This window comes from Streptomyces sp. NPDC085937 (assembly GCF_044540535.1).
Classification (GTDB): domain Bacteria; phylum Actinomycetota; class Actinomycetes; order Streptomycetales; family Streptomycetaceae; genus Streptomyces.
In genome coordinates this window covers 261,480-280,265 of record NZ_JBITSH010000001.1, presented here as the reverse complement: position 1 = coordinate 280,265, position 18,786 = coordinate 261,480, and the positions used below count along the sequence as shown (strand labels likewise).

General features: G+C 73.2%; 15 protein-coding genes. 4 read left to right on the top strand and 11 right to left on the bottom strand.

The features are described 5' to 3' along the window. Positions 1–16: 16 nt before the first annotated feature. Positions 17–574, bottom strand: a complete 558-nt coding sequence (locus ACIF8S_RS01165) for a TetR/AcrR family transcriptional regulator (protein ID WP_399996610.1) — start codon at positions 572–574, stop codon at positions 17–19. Here ACIF8S_RS01165 and ACIF8S_RS01160 point away from each other — a divergent pair. Next, positions 483–1,925 (top strand): MFS transporter, encoded by a 1,443-nt coding sequence (locus ACIF8S_RS01160; RefSeq protein WP_399996609.1) that lies wholly within the window; start codon positions 483–485, stop codon positions 1,923–1,925. The genes ACIF8S_RS01165 and ACIF8S_RS01160 overlap by 92 nt on opposite strands. 97 nt (positions 1,926–2,022) lie before the next feature. Here the strand turns inward: ACIF8S_RS01160 and ACIF8S_RS01155 are convergent, their stop codons facing one another. The 4 genes from ACIF8S_RS01155 to ACIF8S_RS01140 all read right to left on the bottom strand — a co-directional run bounded on the left by ACIF8S_RS01155 (position 2,023) and on the right by ACIF8S_RS01140 (position 10,854). Then, positions 2,023–2,538 (bottom strand): hypothetical protein, encoded by a 516-nt coding sequence (locus ACIF8S_RS01155; RefSeq protein ID WP_399996607.1) that lies wholly within the window; start codon positions 2,536–2,538, stop codon positions 2,023–2,025. A 205-nt stretch (positions 2,539–2,743) separates the two neighbouring features. After that, positions 2,744–3,538, bottom strand: coding sequence for an SGNH/GDSL hydrolase family protein (locus ACIF8S_RS01150; protein WP_399996606.1), 795 nt, complete (start codon positions 3,536–3,538; stop codon positions 2,744–2,746). A gap of 253 nt (positions 3,539–3,791) precedes the next feature. Beyond that, entirely contained in the window at positions 3,792–8,738 is a 4,947-nt protein-coding gene (locus ACIF8S_RS01145) for a DNA repair ATPase (RefSeq protein WP_399996605.1), read from the bottom strand. A 70-nt stretch (positions 8,739–8,808) separates the two neighbouring features. Continuing rightward, positions 8,809–10,854: an SPFH domain-containing protein gene (locus ACIF8S_RS01140; RefSeq protein WP_399996604.1), complete on the bottom strand. Its 2,046-nt coding sequence runs from the start codon at positions 10,852–10,854 to the stop codon at positions 8,809–8,811. A gap of 577 nt (positions 10,855–11,431) precedes the next feature. On the opposite strand from ACIF8S_RS01140, the gene ACIF8S_RS01135 reads away from it, so the two are divergent. Beyond that, complete coding sequence (locus tag ACIF8S_RS01135) at positions 11,432–12,493, top strand: PucR family transcriptional regulator (protein WP_399996602.1); 1,062 nt, start codon at positions 11,432–11,434, stop codon at positions 12,491–12,493. A 79-nt stretch (positions 12,494–12,572) separates the two neighbouring features. Here ACIF8S_RS01135 and ACIF8S_RS01130 read toward each other — a convergent pair whose 3' ends face one another. The 3 genes from ACIF8S_RS01130 to ACIF8S_RS01120 all read right to left on the bottom strand — a co-directional run bounded on the left by ACIF8S_RS01130 (position 12,573) and on the right by ACIF8S_RS01120 (position 14,157). Then, a complete protein-coding gene (locus ACIF8S_RS01130; protein ID WP_399996600.1) occupies positions 12,573–12,743 on the bottom strand; it encodes a hypothetical protein in 171 nt (56 codons plus the stop codon). Next, positions 12,740–13,585, bottom strand: coding sequence for a hypothetical protein (locus ACIF8S_RS01125; protein WP_399996599.1), 846 nt, complete (start codon positions 13,583–13,585; stop codon positions 12,740–12,742). The genes ACIF8S_RS01130 and ACIF8S_RS01125 overlap by 4 nt, the downstream gene beginning before the upstream one ends. 131 nt (positions 13,586–13,716) lie before the next feature. Continuing rightward, positions 13,717–14,157: a DUF6299 family protein gene (locus ACIF8S_RS01120; RefSeq protein WP_399996597.1), complete on the bottom strand. Its 441-nt coding sequence runs from the start codon at positions 14,155–14,157 to the stop codon at positions 13,717–13,719. Between the two features lie 249 nt (positions 14,158–14,406). Here ACIF8S_RS01120 and ACIF8S_RS01115 point away from each other — a divergent pair, with 249 nt between their 5' ends. After that, positions 14,407–14,586 (top strand): DUF5999 family protein, encoded by a 180-nt coding sequence (locus tag ACIF8S_RS01115; RefSeq protein WP_349797455.1) that lies wholly within the window; start codon positions 14,407–14,409, stop codon positions 14,584–14,586. 60 nt (positions 14,587–14,646) lie between these two features. Here ACIF8S_RS01115 and ACIF8S_RS01110 read toward each other — a convergent pair whose 3' ends face one another. From ACIF8S_RS01110 to ACIF8S_RS01100, 3 genes are read right to left on the bottom strand one after another with little or no spacing between them, the layout of a single operon-like run. Next, positions 14,647–15,471 carry an alpha/beta fold hydrolase gene (locus tag ACIF8S_RS01110; RefSeq protein WP_399996595.1) on the bottom strand — a complete coding sequence of 275 codons (825 nt, stop codon included), beginning with the start codon at positions 15,469–15,471 and terminating at the stop codon, positions 14,647–14,649. A 41-nt stretch (positions 15,472–15,512) separates the two neighbouring features. Then, a complete protein-coding gene (locus ACIF8S_RS01105) occupies positions 15,513–15,911 on the bottom strand; it encodes a RidA family protein (RefSeq protein WP_399996594.1) in 399 nt (132 codons plus the stop codon). Further along, the gene (locus ACIF8S_RS01100; RefSeq protein ID WP_399996593.1) at positions 15,908–17,035 is read right to left on the bottom strand and encodes an acyl-CoA dehydrogenase family protein; all 1,128 of its coding nucleotides are present in this window, start codon (positions 17,033–17,035) and stop codon (positions 15,908–15,910) included. Before ACIF8S_RS01100 ends, ACIF8S_RS01105 begins: the two co-directional genes overlap by 4 nt. Before the next feature lie 117 nt (positions 17,036–17,152). On the opposite strand from ACIF8S_RS01100, the gene ACIF8S_RS01095 reads away from it, so the two are divergent. Beyond that, complete coding sequence (locus ACIF8S_RS01095) at positions 17,153–18,763, top strand: AMP-binding protein (RefSeq protein ID WP_399996592.1); 1,611 nt, start codon at positions 17,153–17,155, stop codon at positions 18,761–18,763. The last annotated feature ends 23 nt before the right edge of the window (positions 18,764–18,786 follow it).

The window sequence follows — 18,786 nt, the reverse complement described above, 5'->3', positions numbered from 1 at the left end:
CCCCGGCCGGTCCTGTTCAGCGGTGCCTGTCGACGACGGCACGGACGACGGCGGCGACCTCCTCGCGGTCGGTGGGCCGCGGGTCGACCGAGTTGTGGATGGAGAATCCCTCGACCAGCGCGTCCAGGGCCCGAGCGGTGAGCGGGTCGAAGTGCCTGGCCAGGGAAGCCCGGCTGGTCTCCATCCAGGAGCGCATGACGGCGCGCACCTCGGGATGGCGGGTGGCGAAGGCGTAGAGCTCGTAGCTGAGCAGGAGGTTGCGGTCGGTCCCCCAGACCTTGCCGCAGATGATCTCGACGACCGCCTCCTCGGCCTCCCGGCCGGTCCGCGCGGCCTCGAGAAGTGCGCCGTAGCGCGTGGAGACGGTCTCCGCGAGCCGGGTGAAAGCGGCGGTCAGCAGGTGCTGCATGTCGTCGAAGTAGTAGGTGAGTGACCCGAGGGGCACGCCGGCCGCCTCCGCGATCTTACGGAAGGTCACCTTGATGGCGCCGTGCTCCGCGATGACGTCGAGCGTGGCGTCGAGGATGCGTTCGCGGCGCCGAGGGTCGTTGGGGCCACGTGTGCTGCCTGTCATCGCCGTTGTCCGCCTTGTCTTCTCGGTCACCGCACCGATGTGTACATTTGTTCATACTCGGTGGGTGAAGCGGGATCGTCACCTGCCTCCCCCTCATCTTCTCCAACACCGGCGGAGCCCCTCCTTGACCGACCATGCCGTGCGCCGGCGCCGCCGGGCGCTGTACCTCTTCTTCTTCCTCAACGGCATCGCCATGTCCTCGTGGATCACGCGCACCCCGGACGTCCGTGACCGTCTGGGTGTGTCCACGGGTCAGATGGGGCTGGTGCTGTTCGGGCTGTCCGTCGGCTCCATGGCCGGCATCCTGTGTTCCGGGCGTTTCGTGTCCCGATTCGGGACCAGGCCCGTGACAGCGCTCGGCACACTGTTCGTCGTCGCGAGCGTGGTCGTCGTGGGCGGGGGCACCGCCCTCGCCTCCGCGCTCCTGGTCGCCGCGGGGCTGTGCCTGTTCGGCCTGGGGGTCGGTGCGGGCGAGGTGGCGATCAATGTGGACGGCGCCGACGTCGAACGGATCACCGGCAGGCCCGTTCTGCCCACGCTGCACGGATGCTTCAGCCTGGGCACCGTCGTCGGCGGCCTGGCCGGCATGGCGGCCACCGCGGCGGCGTTGCCCGCCCACTGGCACCTCCTGGCGGTGGCCGCGGTGACGGCCGCGATGTTCGGGTACGCCATCGGCGGCGTCCCCGCCGGAACCGGGGTTCGTGCCGCGGTGCCCGCTTCGGACTCCGTGCGGCCCTCGGGCCCGCAGGTGTGGAAGGACCGGCGGCTGCTGATGATCGGGGCCATCGTCCTGGCCATGGCTCTCGCCGAGGGCGCCGCCAACGACTGGCTGCCGCTGCTGATGGTCGACGGTCACGGTCTCGACGCCGCCGTCGGCTCGCTGGTCTTCGTGGGGTTCGCCGCGGCCATGACCCTGGGACGCTTCGGCGGCGCGTTCTTCCTCAGCCGGTACAGCCGGGCGACCGTGGTACGGGCCAGCGCGGTCTCCGGAGCCGTCGGTCTGTGCCTGGTCATCTTCTCCGACAACGCCGTCGTGGCCGCGGCCGCCGTCCTGTTCTGGGGGCTGGGCGCGTCCCTGGGCTTTCCGGTGGCCCTGTCGGCGGCCGGCGACTCGGGGCCCGACGAGACCGCCCGCGTCGGCCTCGTGGCGACGATCGGCTACATCGCGTTCCTGGTGGGGCCGCCCACTCTCGGCTTCCTGGGCGATCACTACGGACTGCGCCCGGCGATGGTGGTGGTCCTGGCGTTCGTCGCCGCGGCCGTCCTCGTGGCCCCGGCCGCCGGCACCCGCACGTCCCGACACCGCGAAGCCGATGCCGGCGCCGATGCCTCCGGCGAACTTGCCGTGTGATAAAGCCCGGCGCCCTGTCCCGCCGTTCGCGCTGTTCCCCGCGCCCCTTGAGGGGCGCGGGGAACAGCGCACATGTGAGTCCGAGAGACGGAACCGGTCAGCAGCCGCCGCAGTTGTAGTACGTGACGTCCCAGTGGTTGCCCTCGTCGGCGTAGACGTTGCCCGAGCCGGAGCGCCACTGCGGGGCCCCGTCGCCGCGCACGCCGATGTAGGTGAACGTGTTCTTCACGTAGTTCGAGACGCAGGTGGTCTTGCCGAAGTCGAGCTTGTAGCCGTTCCAGTGCGAGTACGTGCCGGAGGCGTGCCCGGTCTCGGTGCCGCCGGTGATGTTCAGGGCGCAGCCGGTGGCCCGCTTGAGGGTCTGGGCGCCCTGGGCCGTGGCCAGGTTGAGCTGGTCGAACGACGTACAGGTGGAGACGTTGCGGTTCGAGCAGCCTCCGGACGACGACCACGTGATGCCGGCCTGGCTGAACATGGAGGTCGCGGTCGCGTGGCTGATCTTGGTGACGGCGGCGGCCTCGCCCGCGGTACCCATGACGGCGGCGCCCGGGGCGACGACGAGGGCGAGGGCGGTCAGGACCGAGCGGAGCTTCGGGGCCTTGAGGGTCTTCATATGGGGGGACCTTCCTGCTGGGGGCCATGGTGCGTGAGGGGACGGCTGTGCAGGCGGAACAGACCGATGATGCCCGTGGTCTACGCGCGTCCGCCAGAGGACAAAACGGAATGCCGGCGCCGAGGGGGCGCGCCGGCACCGTCTGCCTGGCGGCCGTCCACCCCGCTGACCCTCATGGGTCAACGAGGTGGTGTGCGGCGGCGGTTCAGACGGCCGAGCGGAAGGCGGGCAGGTAGCCGCCGGACTGGCCGACGGCCTTCGGGTGGTAGGAGTTGCCGATCGGGATGGTCACGCTGTGCAGCCAGGCGTCGCCCGAGCAGATCTCGTGTCCGCTGAACTCGTCGACCACGCTGGAGTAGGCGAACCCGGCGTTGGCCGCCCGTTTGGCGATCACCCCGTTCAGCACGTCACCGGCGCTGTTGATCGCGGAGCGCTCGGTCTCGGTCAGGCCCACGATGCAGCTGCCCGACAGCTTGTAGAAGCGCGGGTATCCGAGGACGACCACGCGTGCCTGCGGGGAGCGGGAGCGGATGCCGGAGTACAGCGAGTCCAGCTTGCCCGGGAGGGTGTTCTGCATCTGCGAGACCGCGGTGTTGACCCGGGAGACGCAGGTCGCCTCGCTCTGCAGCACGCAGGTCTGCATGACGTCCGCGAAGCCGACGTCGTTGCCGCCCGCGGTGACACTCACGAGGGTCGTGGCGGAGGACAGGGCGCTGAGCTGGGTGGAGGCCACACTTGTCGTCGTCGCGCCGGAGCAGGCGACGAACTTGAACGAGGCCGGGGCGTTGGCGTTCTTCCAGAGCTGGGGGTAGGCGACGGTGCTGCGCTTGCAGTCGCCGCTCTCGGAGGTGTAGCTGCCGGCGCCCACGCCGGAGGAGTAGGAGTCGCCGAGCGCCACGTAGTTGTGGCCGGCGGCAGCGGCGGGCTGGGCGAGGCCGAGTACGGTCGCCACACCCAGGACGAGGGTGGCGAGAGTTGTTCCCAGTGAACGCGTTGACACGTGTATCCGCCCTTCACGACGAATCTCGCGACGGTAGTTGAGGGAGCAACAGGTGTTGTAGCAGGCCGGAATACCGCCCGGTAACTACCGGTCGAAAAGTCTTCCATAATGACCCGAATACTGATTTCGCCGAGCCGGCTCCGCGCGTAGATAAACGTGCATCAGGCCATGTTCACGTCAACTTGATGGCGTGAAACCGATGCCAGGTCACGCCTCGGCGCGGCCCGGCATCGGTGTCCTCGGCCGACCGCGTTCAGCCGTCGTCCCCCTGCCGGGGCCGCCCTGCCAGGAGGTGGCGGGGGTCCGCGGCGCGGGTGATCGCCGACTCGACCGCCGCGATGCGGTCGCCGAGGAGGGCGAGGGCGGCCACCGCGCGGCCGAGGGCGTCGTCGTCCGGGCCGCCCAGGGTGAGGGTGCGGACATGGGCCGCCTTCACCTCCGCCCAGCGCGCCGCCTGTGGGGGTGTGAGCGTGCCGCGCAGTTCGGCGAGCTTCAGCAGGTTCGCCTCGGCGCCCGTGGTGAGGGTCTGGGCCTCGGCCGTGTAGTGGTCCTCGATGACGGCGGACAGCTCGGCGTCGTTCATCACGGGCTGGATCCGCTGCGCGATCTTGTTCATGTTGCGGTAGGAGCCCTGGAGCAGGAACGGCGGCTCGGTGCGGGCGTCGTCGGACCGGGCGGCGGAGGCGATGTACGTCGCGTTCACCGCGAGGACCGTGCGGCGGGCCGTGAGCAGATGGCGCAACACCGCCAGGACACGGTCGAGTTCGGTGGGCGCGTACGGGTGGAGCAGCCGGTCCGGACGGGCCGTCGGGTCGTCGGAGGCGAGCCGGATGAGCAGGTCCAGGTCGGCGCGGTCACGTCCGGCGAGCGGGGCGAGGACCGGGTTCGCGGTGAGGGCGTTCTCCACGAAGCTGAGCGCGAAGACGTCCTCCTTGCCGGTGAGGACGTCACCGAGGTTCCACACGTCGGCCCGGTTGGCCAGCATGTCGGGGACCCGGAAGACCTCGCCGGACTCGGTGTAGGGGTTGCCGGCCATGCACACCGCGAACCGCTTGCCGCGCAGGTCGTAGGTGCGCGGCTCGCCCTGCCACACGCCCTCCACTCGGCGGGTGGCGTCGCACAACGGGATGAACTTCTGGAGCAGTTCGGGCGAGGTGTGCTGGATGTCGTCCAGGTACAGCAGGGTGTTGCTGCCCGCCGCCAGAGCGAAGTTGATCTTCTCGACCTCCTGGCGTGCGGTGGCGTTCGGCGCCTCGGCCGGGTCGAGCGAGGTGACGCCGTGACCGAGCGCGGGGCCGCTGATCCGCACCAGCACCAGGCCGAGCCGGTGGGCGACGTACTCCATGAGCGTCGTCTTGCCGTAGCCGGGCGGGGACAGCAGGAGCAGCAGTCCGCCGGTGCCGGTGCGGGCGGACTCGCCCGTGGTGCCGAGCTGCTTGGCGAGGCTGTCACCGATCAGCGGCAGGTAGACCTCGTCGACCAGGCGGTTGCGGACGAAGGACGCCATCACGCGCGGCCGGTGGTCGTCCAGGCGCAGCCGCGCGCGTTCGGTGGTGACGAGGTCGGCGCGGCGGCGCTGGAAGGCGCGGAAGGCGGGCACCTCGCGCGCCCGGAAGGCGTCGGTACGGGCGAGGAACTCGTCCAGACGCAGGGTGAGGCGGCGGTCGGTGATGCGCGGGTGGGTGGAGACCAGGCCCTCGACGGTGACGGTGAGGACCGCGTCCGACTCGTGCCGGGGCTGGTCCGGGCACAGCTCCGCGGCGACGGCCTCCGCGAGGTCGTCCGCGTCCACCCGGTCGCCGGTGGCCTCGGTGTACGCGGTCAGCCACGCCTCGACCAGCTGGCGGCGCGCGGTGAGGTCGCCGAGGGCGGTGAGGTCCTCGTCGTACGCCGCGCCGGCGACCGTGCGGCGGAACTTGTCGAGGAGGGTGCGCGCACGGGCGCTGATCACGAACCCCTCGGGTCCGGTGGTGAGTTCGTCGAAGAGGTACGCGGCGCACGCCTCCGGGCGGACGGGCGCGTCCGGGGCCCGCTCCCCCACCGCGCGGGCGAGTTCGTCCCGCAGGGCGTCCAGCGCGGGCGGCGCGCCGAAGGCGTCCCGGACCCGGGCCAGTGAGCGGGAGCGGGTCGTCCAGTCGGCGCGCTCCTGCTCCGTCGTGCCGTGCGCCCAGAACAGCAGGGCGTGCGCGCGGGCGGCGGAGGCGTGACGCAGGGTGCCGGCGCCGTCGTACAGCGGGAGCAGGGCGGTGAGGATCGCGGTGGCGTCGTGGTCGTGGACACCCCGCTCGTAGCCCTCGTCGTACGCCTCCTCGGCGGCCGTGCGGACCAGCGCGGGGAGGTCGTCGGCGCCGGCGAGGACGTCCGGGCCGTGTACGTGCAGCAGCCGGGCGGCGAGGTGCTCGGCGCGGGCGACCCGCGGCGACTCGGACGGCAGGTGCCGGTCCCACAGCGGGCGGTCGGCGAGCAGGGCCGGGTCGGTGACGGGGGCGCGGTAGTCGGTGCCGGTGAGGGCGAGGGCGAGGCCGTCGTCGTGCGGGACGACGGTGAGGTCGAAGGGCTGCGTGGAGACGGCGAAGCGGTGGGTGCCGAGGCGGAGGGTGCGGCCGCCGTCGGCGTAGAGGTCGGTGCGGTCGCGCAGGGCGCGGGCGGCCTCCTCGCGGGCGGACCGCAGCTTGCCGTCGAGTTCCTCGGCGCGCACCCGGTCGCCGAGGGCGCGCAGGTCGTCGGCGCTGCGGCGGACCTTGGCGACCAGCGGGTCGGAGGCGAAGTAGGTGCTCACCGCGTCCGTGTCGGCGAGCGCGGCGCTGCGGCGGGCGATCGTCTCCAGCACCCGCTCGGCGGCGGAGGCGAGCTGTCCGGCACGGCGGGCGCGGGCGTCGGTGAGGCTCTGCTTGCGGGCGGAGAACGCGTCGTGGACCTCGGTCCGTCTGTCGGCGAGTTCGCCGAGGACGTCGTCGAACTCGACGAACCGCGACTCCAGTTCCTCGAGCTGGGCGAGGACCCGGGCCAACTGGTCGTCGCAGGCGTCCGGGTCACCGGCGGCGGCGAGGGCCCCGGTCACGGTCTGGCCGAGCAGGGTCAGCTCGGCGGCGAACCCGGCGCGCGCCTCCCGGTCGAGCAGGCCCCGGCGGCGGGTGTCGAGGGTGGCGCGGGCACGGTTGACGCCGCCCATGGCGTCGGCGACGCGCTCCAGGACGCCGGTGCGGACGGTGGCGTCGGCGATGTCGAGCCCGGCGACCACCTCGGTGACCGTGCGCAGTCCGTCGGCGAGTTCGTCGAGCCGGGCGGTGAGCGGGGCGGCCTGGGCGGTGGTGGTGACCGCGTCGATGTCTGCGTGCAGCCGCTCCAGATCCTCGTGGTGAGCGGCGAAGGCGTCCGTGCGGGCCAGGAAGGCGACGGCGCGCTGCCCGAAGGAGGCGAGGTCGTCGTCGGCCTCGGCGGCCAGCGCGTCGATGCGCTCGTGGTCCGCGTACCGCATCTCCTTCAGGGTGAGCAGGTGGCCCTGGGCGTGGCGGAGTTCGGTGAGGCCGCGCACCCAGGCGGCGGCCTCGCGGGGCTGTTCGCCGCGCAGCCGGCGCACCACGGACGCGATCCGCCCGGCCGCCTCGTCGAGTGCCTCGGCGGCCCGGCGGGTGAGGTCGGTGACGGTCTCGAACTCGGCGAGCACCTGCTCGGCGGTGGCGCGCACCTCCTCCATGGGGCCGCGCAGGTCGCCGACCTCGGGGTCGCCGAGCCAGTGGTGGGTGTCCAGGGCGCGCACACAGGCGGCGGCGAGGGTCGCGTAGATCCCGGCGGTGGGGGTGGTCTCGGCGGCGGAGCGGGCCAGGGACAGGCAGTCGGAGATGCCGCGGACGAGGTCGGCGTTGCCCACCCGGGCCAGTGGTCCCTCGCCGGCCGGCTGCGCGGCCGCGTGGGTGTCGGAGAGGTAGGGCGAGTCCCACAACTGCACCGGGTGCACGCGGGCGGGTTCGTCGCCCTCGGGGCGCAGCAGGGCGAGGTGCCCGTCGTCGAAGAGGGCCCAGCCGTGGCAGGCCATCGGGGTGGCGACGGCCTCGCGGATCTGGTTGTAGGAGAGCAGCAGGGCGCGTCCGCGTCCGGGCGCGTGGAAGGCGTACAGCACGTCCTCGCCGTACGGGGAGCGCACCTCCCGCTCGAACTCCATGCCCCCGGTGTCGAGTTCGTAGGTCTTGTGGCTGCCGGCGGCGAGGCAGTAGCCGCCGGGGAAGACGATGCCCTGGTCCTCGGGCAGCCGGCGGCAGCCCTGCCCGATGCCGTCGAGGCGGACGACGGCGCGGGTGAGGGTGTTGAAGACCAGGTGACGGTGGACGGTCTCCTTGTACGGGAGGATCCGCAGCAGGATCAGCGGGCCGACGCGGGCGTGCGCGACGTCGGCGTCGGCGAGGGACTGCAGGGGCTCGTCGACGGGTTCGCTGTGGATGCCGTCGGGCGTGCCGGTGTCGTTCTCCGCCTTGACCGTGAGGGTGCCGCCGAGGGTGTCGACGAACACTTCGCCCCGCACGGAGACGTGCGGGTGGCGGCCGAGGACGTGGTCCTCGCGGGTGGCGGGCGTCCACGTGATGTCGGCGGGCGGGACGCTCGCGTGGTCGCGGTCGCCGCGGGCGTCGAGGAACTCCGCGCGGCCGTCCTCGGACACCGACCAGCGCAGGACGCGGATGTCGCCGGGCTTCTCCCCGGTCTGGAAGACGGCGAGCAGCTTGCCCTCCACACGGCGCAGCCGCAGCAGGCGGGCCTGCCGGTAGTAGCGGTGCAGGGCGGCGAACTCCCGCACGAACGCAGGGTCGTCGAGGAGACCGGGGACGGCGTCGTCGGGCAGCCGGTTCAGGTCGCGGTCGTGCGGTACGAGGACGTCACCGACCGTCGTGTCCCGCTCCGGGCGGGGCCGGGTCTCGTAGCCGAAGAGCAGCACGTCACCGACGGCGACGATGTCGCGTGGCACCGCGGTGCGTTCGGTGTGCAGCCGCTCGGTGCCGGTGAGGCGCAGTTCCGGAGCGCCGAACTCCTCGGCCCGGCGGCGGTTCAACACCTCGGCGCGGCGAGCGAGTTCGAAGGCGCGGTCGGTGAGGCGGTCGCGCAGCACCTGGTAGGCGCCGCCGTCGACCGCCGTGGACGCCTCCTTGGCGGCGCCGGCCGGGCCGGAGCGGGCGCTGTCGTGGGTGGGCTCGTGGGTGCCGGTGGTCATGGCTGCCTCTCGGGAGGGTTCCGGCCGGGAGCCGCCGTCCCCTGTGCGGCGGCTCCCGGACGGGTGGTGGTCAGGCCCTGGTGCGGCCGTTCAGCACGGCCAGCGGAGTGTCCGCCAGACCCAACTCACCCGCCTTGTCGAGCAGTTGCTTGAACTGCCCGGTGTTGTCGCCGCCCTGCCTCATCAGCTTCATCAGCAGGGCGGACACCGTGAGGTTCTGCACGTCGGCCGCGGAGACGGAGCCGAGGATGCGGCTCAGGTCGTCGGGGAAGCTGGCGGAGCCGTCCAGCCAGGGCCCGGCGAGGGCCTGCGCGGTCTCGGAGTTCTTGACGAACCCGTCCACGCTCTTGCCGAGCGCGATGGACGACATCAGGCGGTCGAAGAACACCGAGTCCCCGCCGACGATGTTGATGTCCGCGTTCTCCAGGCCGGTGGCGAGGACGGTGGCCTGGGCCTCCGCGACCTGCCGCTGCACGTCGAGACCCGCGAGCCGGACGTCCTTCTCGGCCTCGAGGCGCAGCCGGTACTCCTCGTGACCGCGGGACGCCTCGTCGAGCGCGGCCATCGCCGCCGCCTTCTCGGTGAGTCCGGCCGCCTCCGCCCGCAGCTTGCTGCCGACGGCCTCCGCCTCGGCGAGCGCCTTGGCCCGCGCGCCCTCGGCCTCCGCGCGCATCCGGGCCTCGGTGGCCTCGGCCTCGGCGCGGCCCGCCTTCTCGATGACCTCGGCCTCCTTGTCGCGCACCTGGACCGCGGCGAGCCCTTCGGCGGCGGACTCGGCCTGGACGGCCTCCGCGAGCCGCAGCTTGGCCTGCGCGTCGAGGTCGGCGGTCTTCAACCGGGCCTCGGCGAGGGTGAGTTCCTCGGCGGCGCGGTGCGTGGCGGCCTGCTCGGCGGCCTCGGCGGCCTTGATGTCCTTGACCAGCTTCTCCTGCGCCTCGGCCTCCGCCGCGATGATCACGGCCTGCCGCCGGCGCTCCGCCTCCTCGACGGCCCGCAGCTTCTTGATGGACTCCTCCTGCTCGGCGACCGTACGGTCCACCGCCACCCGCTCGCGGACGACCTCGGCGATCTCCCGCTTCTCCGCCTCGACCTCCTTGTCGGCGGCGATCCTGGTCAGCGAGGTCTCCCGCTCGCGGGCGATGACCTCCAGCAGACGGTCCTTCTCGATCCGCTCGCTCTCCACGGCGATGACCCGCTCACGGTTCTTCGCGGCGACGGCGACCTCGCGGGCCTGGTTCTCCCGCTGCACGCCGAGCTGTTCCTCGGTCTTCAGGAAGGCGCTCTGCGCCCGCAGCCGCTCCTCCTCGACCACCCGGGCGGTCTCCGCCTCCTCGCGGGCGCGCACGGTCTCGATCTCCCGCTTCTGCTTGATCTCGGCGTCCGTCTGCCGGCGCTGCAGCTCCAGGATCGCCTCGCGGGCGTCGACGTCCTGCCGGGTGATCTCCTTCTCCTCGTTGCGCTGGGCCTCGTTGGTGCGGACGTGTTCCACCGCCGTCAGCTCGGTGATCTTGCGGATGCCCTGCGCGTCGAGGACGTTGCCCGGGTCGAGCTGGGTGAGCGGCGTCTGCTCCAGGTAGTCGATCGCCGCGTCCTCGAGGTGGTAGCCGTTCAGGTCGACGCCGATGACCTCGATGATGCGGTACCGCAGTTCCTCGCGCTTGGTGTAGAGGTCGGTGAAGTCCATCTGCTTGCCGACGGTCTTCAGCGCCTCGGAGAACTTGGCGTGGAACAGTTCCTGCAGGGTGTTGCGGTCACTGGCGCGGGCGGTGCCGACGGCCTGGGCGACCTTGATGACGTCCTCGACGGTCTTGCTGACCTTGACGAAGAACGTGATGCGGATGTCCGCCCGGATGTTGTCCCGGCAGATCAGGCCTTCCTTGCCGGCCCGGGTGATCTCGATGGTCTTCACCGAGATGTCCATCACCTCGGCCTTGTGCAGCACCGGCAGGACGACCGAGCCGGTGAAGGTCACATCGACCTTGCGGGTCTTGGAGACGATCAGTGCCTTGCCCTGTTCCACCTTGCGGAACAGTTTGGTGACGAGCAGCAGACCGATGAGCACGAGCAACAGGGCGGCGCCGGCGAGTACGGCGATGCCCACGGTGGCGGCATCCATGGGACACGTCCTTCTGGGCTGACATATGGGCAGAAGTCGGGTGCGTACGGCGCCTCGCGGGCGAGGTGCCTCAAGGGTGTGGTGCCTCGTGCGGGCGAGACGGTGGCGTCCGGTGGAGAGGGAGACGGCTCAGCCGGCGGTGCGGTTCTGCGCCGGATGCGGACGGACGGCGTCCGTGGCGCGGCGCGCCGGTTCCGCCGCACCGTCCCGGTCCGCACCGCGGGTACGCGGGGACCGGGACGGCACGGGTTCGTCAGGGGCGCTGCGGTGCAGCGGGCCCGTGCGGCGGGGGGCGGTCAGGCCGTCGGCACACTTCACGAAGCCGCGCATCCCCGCCCCCTTCCGTCCATCGGTCGACGTCATCGGGTAGCACTGCTCCCCTCCGGTTCCGGCGCGGACACCTGCCGGTGTCCGGCACCGGAACCTGCGCAGTGCTCCCCGCGAGTCATGCTGCCCGGTCGGGGGTGCACGATGCATTGCCGGATCCCGGCAAAGTTCATTAGGGTCTGCATGCCGGTGAGCCGCCATGAACGCATCAGAACCGCATCAGGAACGCGTCAAGAGTTGGGGGGACGACGTGACGGAACGAGACCTTCCGGAGCAGTATCTGGAGGGCTATGCCCAGATCCTGGCCGAGGTCGCGGCCACGGGCAGGCGCCTCACCCGGGACGAACTCGCCTCCCGCCGCGCCCTCGGGGAACGGGCCGCGGAGGCCGGCTTCGGTCTGCGCTCCCTCGTCATCGCCCATCTCGCCGGCGCCCGCGGCGCGTGGCCGTCGCGCGGCACGGACGCGGCCGACGACGCCCTCGCGGCCGTGCAGCAGGTCGTGGACGCGTTCGCCGAAGGGTACGAGCGGGCGCAGCGGCAGGCGGTCCGTCAGGAGGAGGCCGCGCGACGGGAGTTCATCGACGACCTGCTCTACGGCCGCAGCGACCTGGGCCGGCTGGCCGAGCGCGCCGAGCGGTTCGGGCTGCGGCTGTCCCACGAGCACGCGGTCGCCGTCGCCCGGGGGCCCGTCGCCTACGAGGAGGGCGACCCGGTGCCCCGGCAGGTGGAGCGCGCGCTGATCTCCCGGTTCGGTGACCGCAGCATCCTGCTCACCACCAAGGACGGGCGGCTGCTGTGCATCGCGCCCGGCCATCAGGGCGAGGTGCTCATCCACTTCGCCAAGCAGGCGCACGCCGCCACCGACGGCGGACAGGTCGCCCTCGGACGCCCGCAGTCCGGCCCGGGCGGGGTCGTCCAGTCGTACGAGGAGGCGCTCAACGCCCTGGAGATCGCCGAGCGGCTGGGCATGGACGATCCGGTGCTGCGTGCCTCGGACCTGCTCGTCTACCCCGTGCTGGCCCGCGACCGGCAGGCCATGGCCGACCTGGTGCACAACACCCTGGGTCCGCTGACCGAGGCGCGCGGCGGGGCCGGGCCGCTCCTCGACACGCTCACCGCCTACTTCGACTCCGGCTGCGTCGCCGCCGAGGCGGCCCGGCGGCTGTCCCTGAGCGTGCGGGCGCTGACGTACCGGCTGGAGCGGATCCACCGGCTCACCGGCGCGGACCCCGGGGACCCGGCGCACCGCTACATGCTGCAGACGGCGGTCATCGGGGCCCGCCTGCTGGACTGGCCGGCCGCCGCGGCCTGAGCCGACACGCGGGCCGGGACCAAGCCGGGACCCCGGCCTCCACCTTCACCTCGAACCCCGTCCGGGTCTCCGCCCACGCCTACGGCACCGGGTCCGGGTCCGCCCACAGCACCGGCTCCGACTTCGGGCCCGGGTCCGGGTTCGGGTGCGGGTCCGTCCACAGCTCCGACACCGGCACCGGGCCCGGGTTCGGGTGCGGGTCCGCCCACGGCTCCGGCACCGGCACCGGCACCGGCACCGGCACAGTCACGACTCCGGTTCCGGCAGGATCTCGCGGCGTAGGTCATCCGGGCCCAGGGCCGTCAGCTGCGGTACCTCGGTGTTCCACTGCGCGGCGAAGTCGTCCAGCGCCCGGCCCCAGGCGCGGGCGAGGGGGCGGCGGAACAGGCGCAGGGCCAACGCGGTGACCGGACGGAGCACGCCCCGGCCGCGCAGACGCGCCGTCACCCTCACCTCCCAGCCGTCGTCCTCGCGCGCGGGACTCGGGAGGGCCACCAGCTCCGCGCGGGCGATGCCGCACGCCAGCCGGACCCGCAGCGGTGCCTTGCGCGCGGGGCGGCCCCGGTCCGCCGCCGTCCACCAGTCCTCGCACCGCAGGACGGCGTCGCCGCTCGGCCGGGACAGCGCGGACCACACGTTCTCGATGTGTGCGCGGCCCGTCAGTTCGACCAGGTCCGGGCGGTCCGGGCCGCGCAGCACGGCGTGCGCCGAGAGGACGCCGTCGGGCGCGGACGCCGCGACGGCGAGCCGCAGCGCCCGGGTACGGCGCCACTCCTCGACGGTGACGCGCACCCTCTCACCGGCGGCGGCCCCGGAGTCCCCCTTGGCGTACCCGGTGTCCGAGGTGCCGGCGGTGCCGGCGGTGCCGTCCGGGCTCCCGGTCTCCTCCGCGACGCTCTCGTAGACGGCGCCCGGGCGCAGGTGGCGTCCTTCGACCAGCCGCACGTCCGGCACCTCGCGTCCGTCGGGCAGCAGGACGTACCCCGCCTCCGTGCGACTGCTCTCGGCGAGGTCCATCAGGACGCCGAGGGCGTCGACGAGCCAAGGACGCGGCACAGGGGCGAGGACCACCGTGTGGGCGAGTCGGACCATGGGGACACGGTGGCGGCCGTGGGGTCCCCCGGTCCATGCCCGTGCCCGGCAGAACGTCCGCCGGGGTGCTTCCGGGGCTCGGCAGCGGGGCGGCGGGGCGGCGGGCGCGGCCCCCGGCGGGTGAGGGGCGGTCAGCCGTCGACGAGGGTGACGTCCTCGTGGCTCACGGCGTGCGGGACGGGGATGACCAGCAGGCCGCTGCCGCGCAGTTCCAGGACGGTGGCCTCCACCCGGGCGGGACCGGCCGCCAGGGCGTTCCGGGGGGCGGTGCCGCTGTTCTGCCAGCGGTGCTCCTCACCGTCGCACACCGCGCCGGTGCCGCCGATGCCGTAGTTGATGGTGGGCGTGCCCTGACTGACGGAGGAGCTGACGAAGACGGGGCCGGTGCCGGCGGTGCAGCGGTAGGTGCCGGAGAGGGTCACGGTGCCGTCGGCGGTGACGCGGCCCTCCGGGTCCACCGTCACGTACTCCTCGGGGACGGCGGACGCGGAGGCCGAGGGGGCCGCGACGGCGGTGCCGAGCAGCAGCAGGGCGGCGCCGGCCGCCGTGCCGAGGACGGGGCGTACTGGCATGGGGGAACCTCCGGGAGAGGGCGTAAGGGTGACCTCCAGCAGTACCCGCCGTGCGGGGGCACGGCCACTCATCGTCACCCTTCGGTGGCGGAGTCGCCTCGGCCGTCGGGGAACCGTCCCGGGAGTGTCCGGGGACTGTCACGCTTCCCGCCGGACCGTATCGGCGGCTGCGCCGGCCGCCGCATGGTCGTGCTGTACGACGCGCTCGTACGACGTGTTCGGATCGTTCCACCGATGTGGAGGTGCGCCATGTGTGCCCACCGGACGTCCTGCAACCCCACCGACTCCCCCGCGCCGCACGTGGTGGCCGCGCACCCCGAGCAGGGGTGGACCCTGCTGTGCGACGGCTCGATCGTCTTCGACGACACGGGGGAACTGCGTCCTGACGGCCGCGTGGTCGCTCCGCACCGGCTGGCGGTCGCGGCGTGAGGGGCGCCCCCTCTCCGGGTGACCGTTCGCGCCGTTCCCCACGCCTCTGAGGGGGACCGCTCAGCCCTCCGCCACGAACCACCGCAGCAGCGAGGCCAACCTCTGCGGGCGGTCCTCGGCGACAAGAGTCCGGGTGTTCCTCAACTCCACCAGCCGCCCCTGCGGCAGCAACTCCGCCAGCAGGCGGCCGTGTTCGCGGGGCATCATCAGGTCCTCCGTCGCCCAGACGATCAGCGCGGGGCGGCCGAAGTACCGCAACCCCTGGGCCGCCTCGAGGAGTTCCGTGCGCCGGACGTGCGTGTTGTAGTGGCGGAAGTCGCGGCGGATCGCCGGGTCGGTGCGCAGGGGCCTCAGCCAGCGGTCGACGATCTCGTCCGGCACCGGGCGCTTGGTGAGCGCGCCGAGGCCGACGGGCAGCCGGCGCAAGGGCTTCGAGCCCAGGGTGCGGACCAGGAGCGGGACGCCGCCGGGCACGCGGCAGGCGAGGCGGATCATCCTGCCGGGCAGCCCGGGCGGGTAGTTGTCGAAGGCCTCGCAGGAGATCAGCACCAGCCGGGCCAGCCGCTCGGGGTGGCGGGCGGCGACCGTCTGGGCACGTCCGCAGTCGCTCTCGACGAGGGTGACGTCGGTGAGGTCCAGCCGGTCGAGGAACTCCGCGATCAGCTCGTTGACCAGGTCCGGAGTGGGCGGGCGGGTCATCGGCCTGCGGTGCGCGCCGTACGGGAGGGTCGGCGCGAGGATCCGGTGGTCGGCGCGCAGTTCGGCGATGACGTTCCGCCAGACGGAGGCGTCGTGGAGGAGTCCGTGCAACAGCACGACGACGGGTCCCTCGCCGCCCGTGTCCTCGTACTCGACGGTGCCCGCGCCCAGCTCGATCTCCGGCATCACCCCAGGCTAGGAGGCGTGGGCCGGACGCGCCCGGCGGCTCACGGGAGCAGGGCGAAACCGTCGAGTTCGACCATCGCCTCCTCGTCCCACAGCCGGACCACCTGGACGACCGCCATCGCCGGGTAGTCGCGGCCCGCCAGGTCGCGCCAGACGCGGCCGAGTTCGCGGGCGTGGGCGCGGTACGCGGCGACGTCGGTGGCGTAGACCGTGACGCGGGCCAGGTCGGCGGGTGTGCCGCCGGCGGCCCGCAGGGCGGTGAGCAGGTTGCCGAGGGCGCGGGTGAACTGCTCGGGCAGGGTGTCGCCGACGATCTTCCCGTCGCCGTCGAGGGCGGTCTGCCCGGCGAGGAACACCAGGCGGGTGCCGGTGGCGACGACGGCGTGCGAGAAGCCGGCCGCCGGGGCCAGGCCGGGTGGGTTGACGCGCTCGGCGGTCACCGGTCCTCCAGGGTCTTGTACAGCTCCTTGGCGATGATGCCGCGCTGGACCTCGCTCGCCCCTTCGTAGATGCGGGGGGCGCGGACCTCGCGGTAGAGGTGTTCGAGCAGGTGGCCGCGGCGCAGGGCGCGGGCGCCGTGCAGCTGGACGGCCGTGTCGACGACGTACTGGGCGGTCTCGGTGGCCAGCAGCTTCGCCATCGCGGAGCGCCGGGGGACGTCGGCGGCGCCCTCGTCGTACGCGGTGGCCGCCGCGTAGACCATCAGGCGGGCCGCCTCGGTGCGCACCGACATCTCGGCGACCTGGTGGGCGACGGACTGCAGGTCCTTCAGCCGCCCGCCGAACGCGTCCCGCCGGGCGGTGTGGGTGACGGTCGCGTCCAGGGCGGCCTGCGCCATCCCGACGGCGAAGGCGCCGACGCTGGGCCGGAACAGGTTGAGGGTGTCCATGGCCACCCGGAAGCCGGCCTCGGGTTCCCCGAGGACGTCGTCGTCGGTCACCGGCACGCCGTCGAAGCGCAGGGCGCCGAGGGCGTGCGGGGAGATCATGTCGAGCCGGCTGCCGGTCAGGCCGGGCCGGTCGGCGGGCACCAGGAACGCGGTGACCCCGCGCGCGCCGGCCCCGGGGGTGGTGCGCGCGAAGACGGTGTAGAAGTCGGCGTCGGGGGCGTTGGAGATCCAGCACTTCTCGCCGGTGAGCCGCCGGCGGCCCGTGCCGTCGGGCTCCGCGGACAGGGACAGTGCCGCCGCGTCCGAGCCGGCGCCCGGTTCGGACAGGGCGAAGGCCGCGATCGCGGTGCCGTCACCCACCCGGGGGAGCCAGCGCTCGCGTTGTGCGGGGGTGCCGTGGGCGTGCACGGGGTGGGCGCCGAGCCCTTGGAGGGCGAGGGCGGTCTCCGCCTCGGTGCACGTACGGGCGAGGGACTCGCGCATCAGGCACAGCTCCAGCGCGCCCGAGGTGAACAGCCGGGCGAGCAGCCCGAGGGCGCCCAACTCGGCGACGAGGGCGCGGTTGACGCGGCCCGGTTCACCCTTCTCGGCGAGCGGACGGAGCCGTTCGGCGCCCAGGTCACGCAGCTCCGCGCACCGGGCGAGTTGTGCCGGTTCGAGCGAGAATGCGGTCATCGCCGGTCCCTTCCCTCGCCGCTGGGCCACTTGCGAGGTTATCGCGGACCGTTGACTGCCGTCACCAACACGATACGCTCTCGATGCGAGCCCACCACGCCAAGGGGGCGGATCGACATGAATCCACGGGCCACCGCGCACGTCGACACCTTCGCCCGCGACCATCTCCCGCCACCCGACGAGTGGCCCGAGCTCCTCTTCGACCTGCCGGAGCTGCGCTATCCCGAGCGGCTGAACTGCGCCGCCGAACTGCTGCACGGCCAGCCCGACGACCGCCCGGTGTTCCGCACCCCGGACGGCCCGGCCTGGACGTACGGCGAGCTGCGCGCCCGGGTGGACCGGCTGGCGCACCTGCTCACCGGCGACCTCGGGGTGGTCCCGGGCAACCGGGTGCTGCTGCGCGGCCCGACCACGCCCTGGCTGGCCGCCTGCTGGCTGGCGGTGCTGAAGGCGGGCGCGGTCGCCGTCACCGTGCTGGCCCAGCAGCGCCCGCACGAACTCGCCACCGTCTGCGCGCTCGCCGAGGTCCGGCACGCCCTGTGCGACATCCGGTCGGTCGACGACCTGGTCAAGGCCGAGGTCCCGGGTCTGCGCATCGCCACGTACGGCGGGGACTCCCGGGACGACCTGCTGCGCCGCCCGGCACCCGACGGGCCGTTCGAGGCGGTGCCCACGGCCGCGGACGACGTCGCCCTGATCGCCTTCACGTCCGGAACCACCGGGAAGCCCAAGGGCTGCACGCACTTCCACCGGGACGTGCTGGCGATCGCGGACACCTTCTCCCGGCACGTCCTCAAGCCGGTCGCCGACGACGTGTTCACCGGCAGTCCCCCGCTCGGCTTCACCTTCGGCCTCGGCGGTCTCGTGGTGTTCCCGCTACGGGCCGGCGCGAGCGCCCTGCTGCTCGAACAGGCGCATCCCCCGCAGCTTTTGGCGGCGATCGCGGAACACCGGGTGACGGTGGTGTTCACCGCGCCCACCGCCTACCGGGCGATGCTGGCCGAGGCGGACGCCCACGACCTCACGAGCCTGCGCCGCTGCGTCTCCGCGGGCGAGAACCTGCCGGCGGCGACCTGGCGGGCGTGGCACGAGCGCACCGGACTGCGCATCATCAACGGCATCGGCGCCACCGAACTGCTGCACATCTTCGTCTCCGCCGCGGACGAGGACATCCGCCCCGGCACCACCGGCGTCCCGGTGCCGGGCTGGCAGGCGCGGGTGCAGGACGCGGACGGCGTCCCGGTTCCCGACGGGCAGCCGGGTCTGCTCGCGGTGCGCGGTCCCGTCGGCTGCCGCTACCTGGCCGACCCGCGCCAGCGGAACTACGTGCGGGGCGGCTGGAACATCACCGGCGACACGTATGTCCGGGACCCGGACGGCTACTTCCGGTACGTCGCCCGCGCCGACGACATGATCATCTCGGCCGGGTACAACATCGCCGGGCCGGAGGTCGAGGACGCCCTGCTGCGTCATCCGGACGTGGTGGAGGCGGCGGTGGTCGGCCGCCCCGACGAGGCGCGCGGTCAGGTCGTGGTGGCGTACACGGTGCTCAGGGAGGGCGCGGAGCGGGACGCGGAGGCGCTGCGGGCCTTCGTGAAGGCGGAGCTGGCGCCGTACAAGTGCCCCCGGGAGATCGTGTTCCTGGACGCGCTGCCGCGCACGGCGACCGGCAAGCTCCAGCGGTTCCGGCTGCGCACGGGCGCCGGCACCGGAGCTGGCCGGGACTGATGCCGGGGAACGGGGCCCTCGGG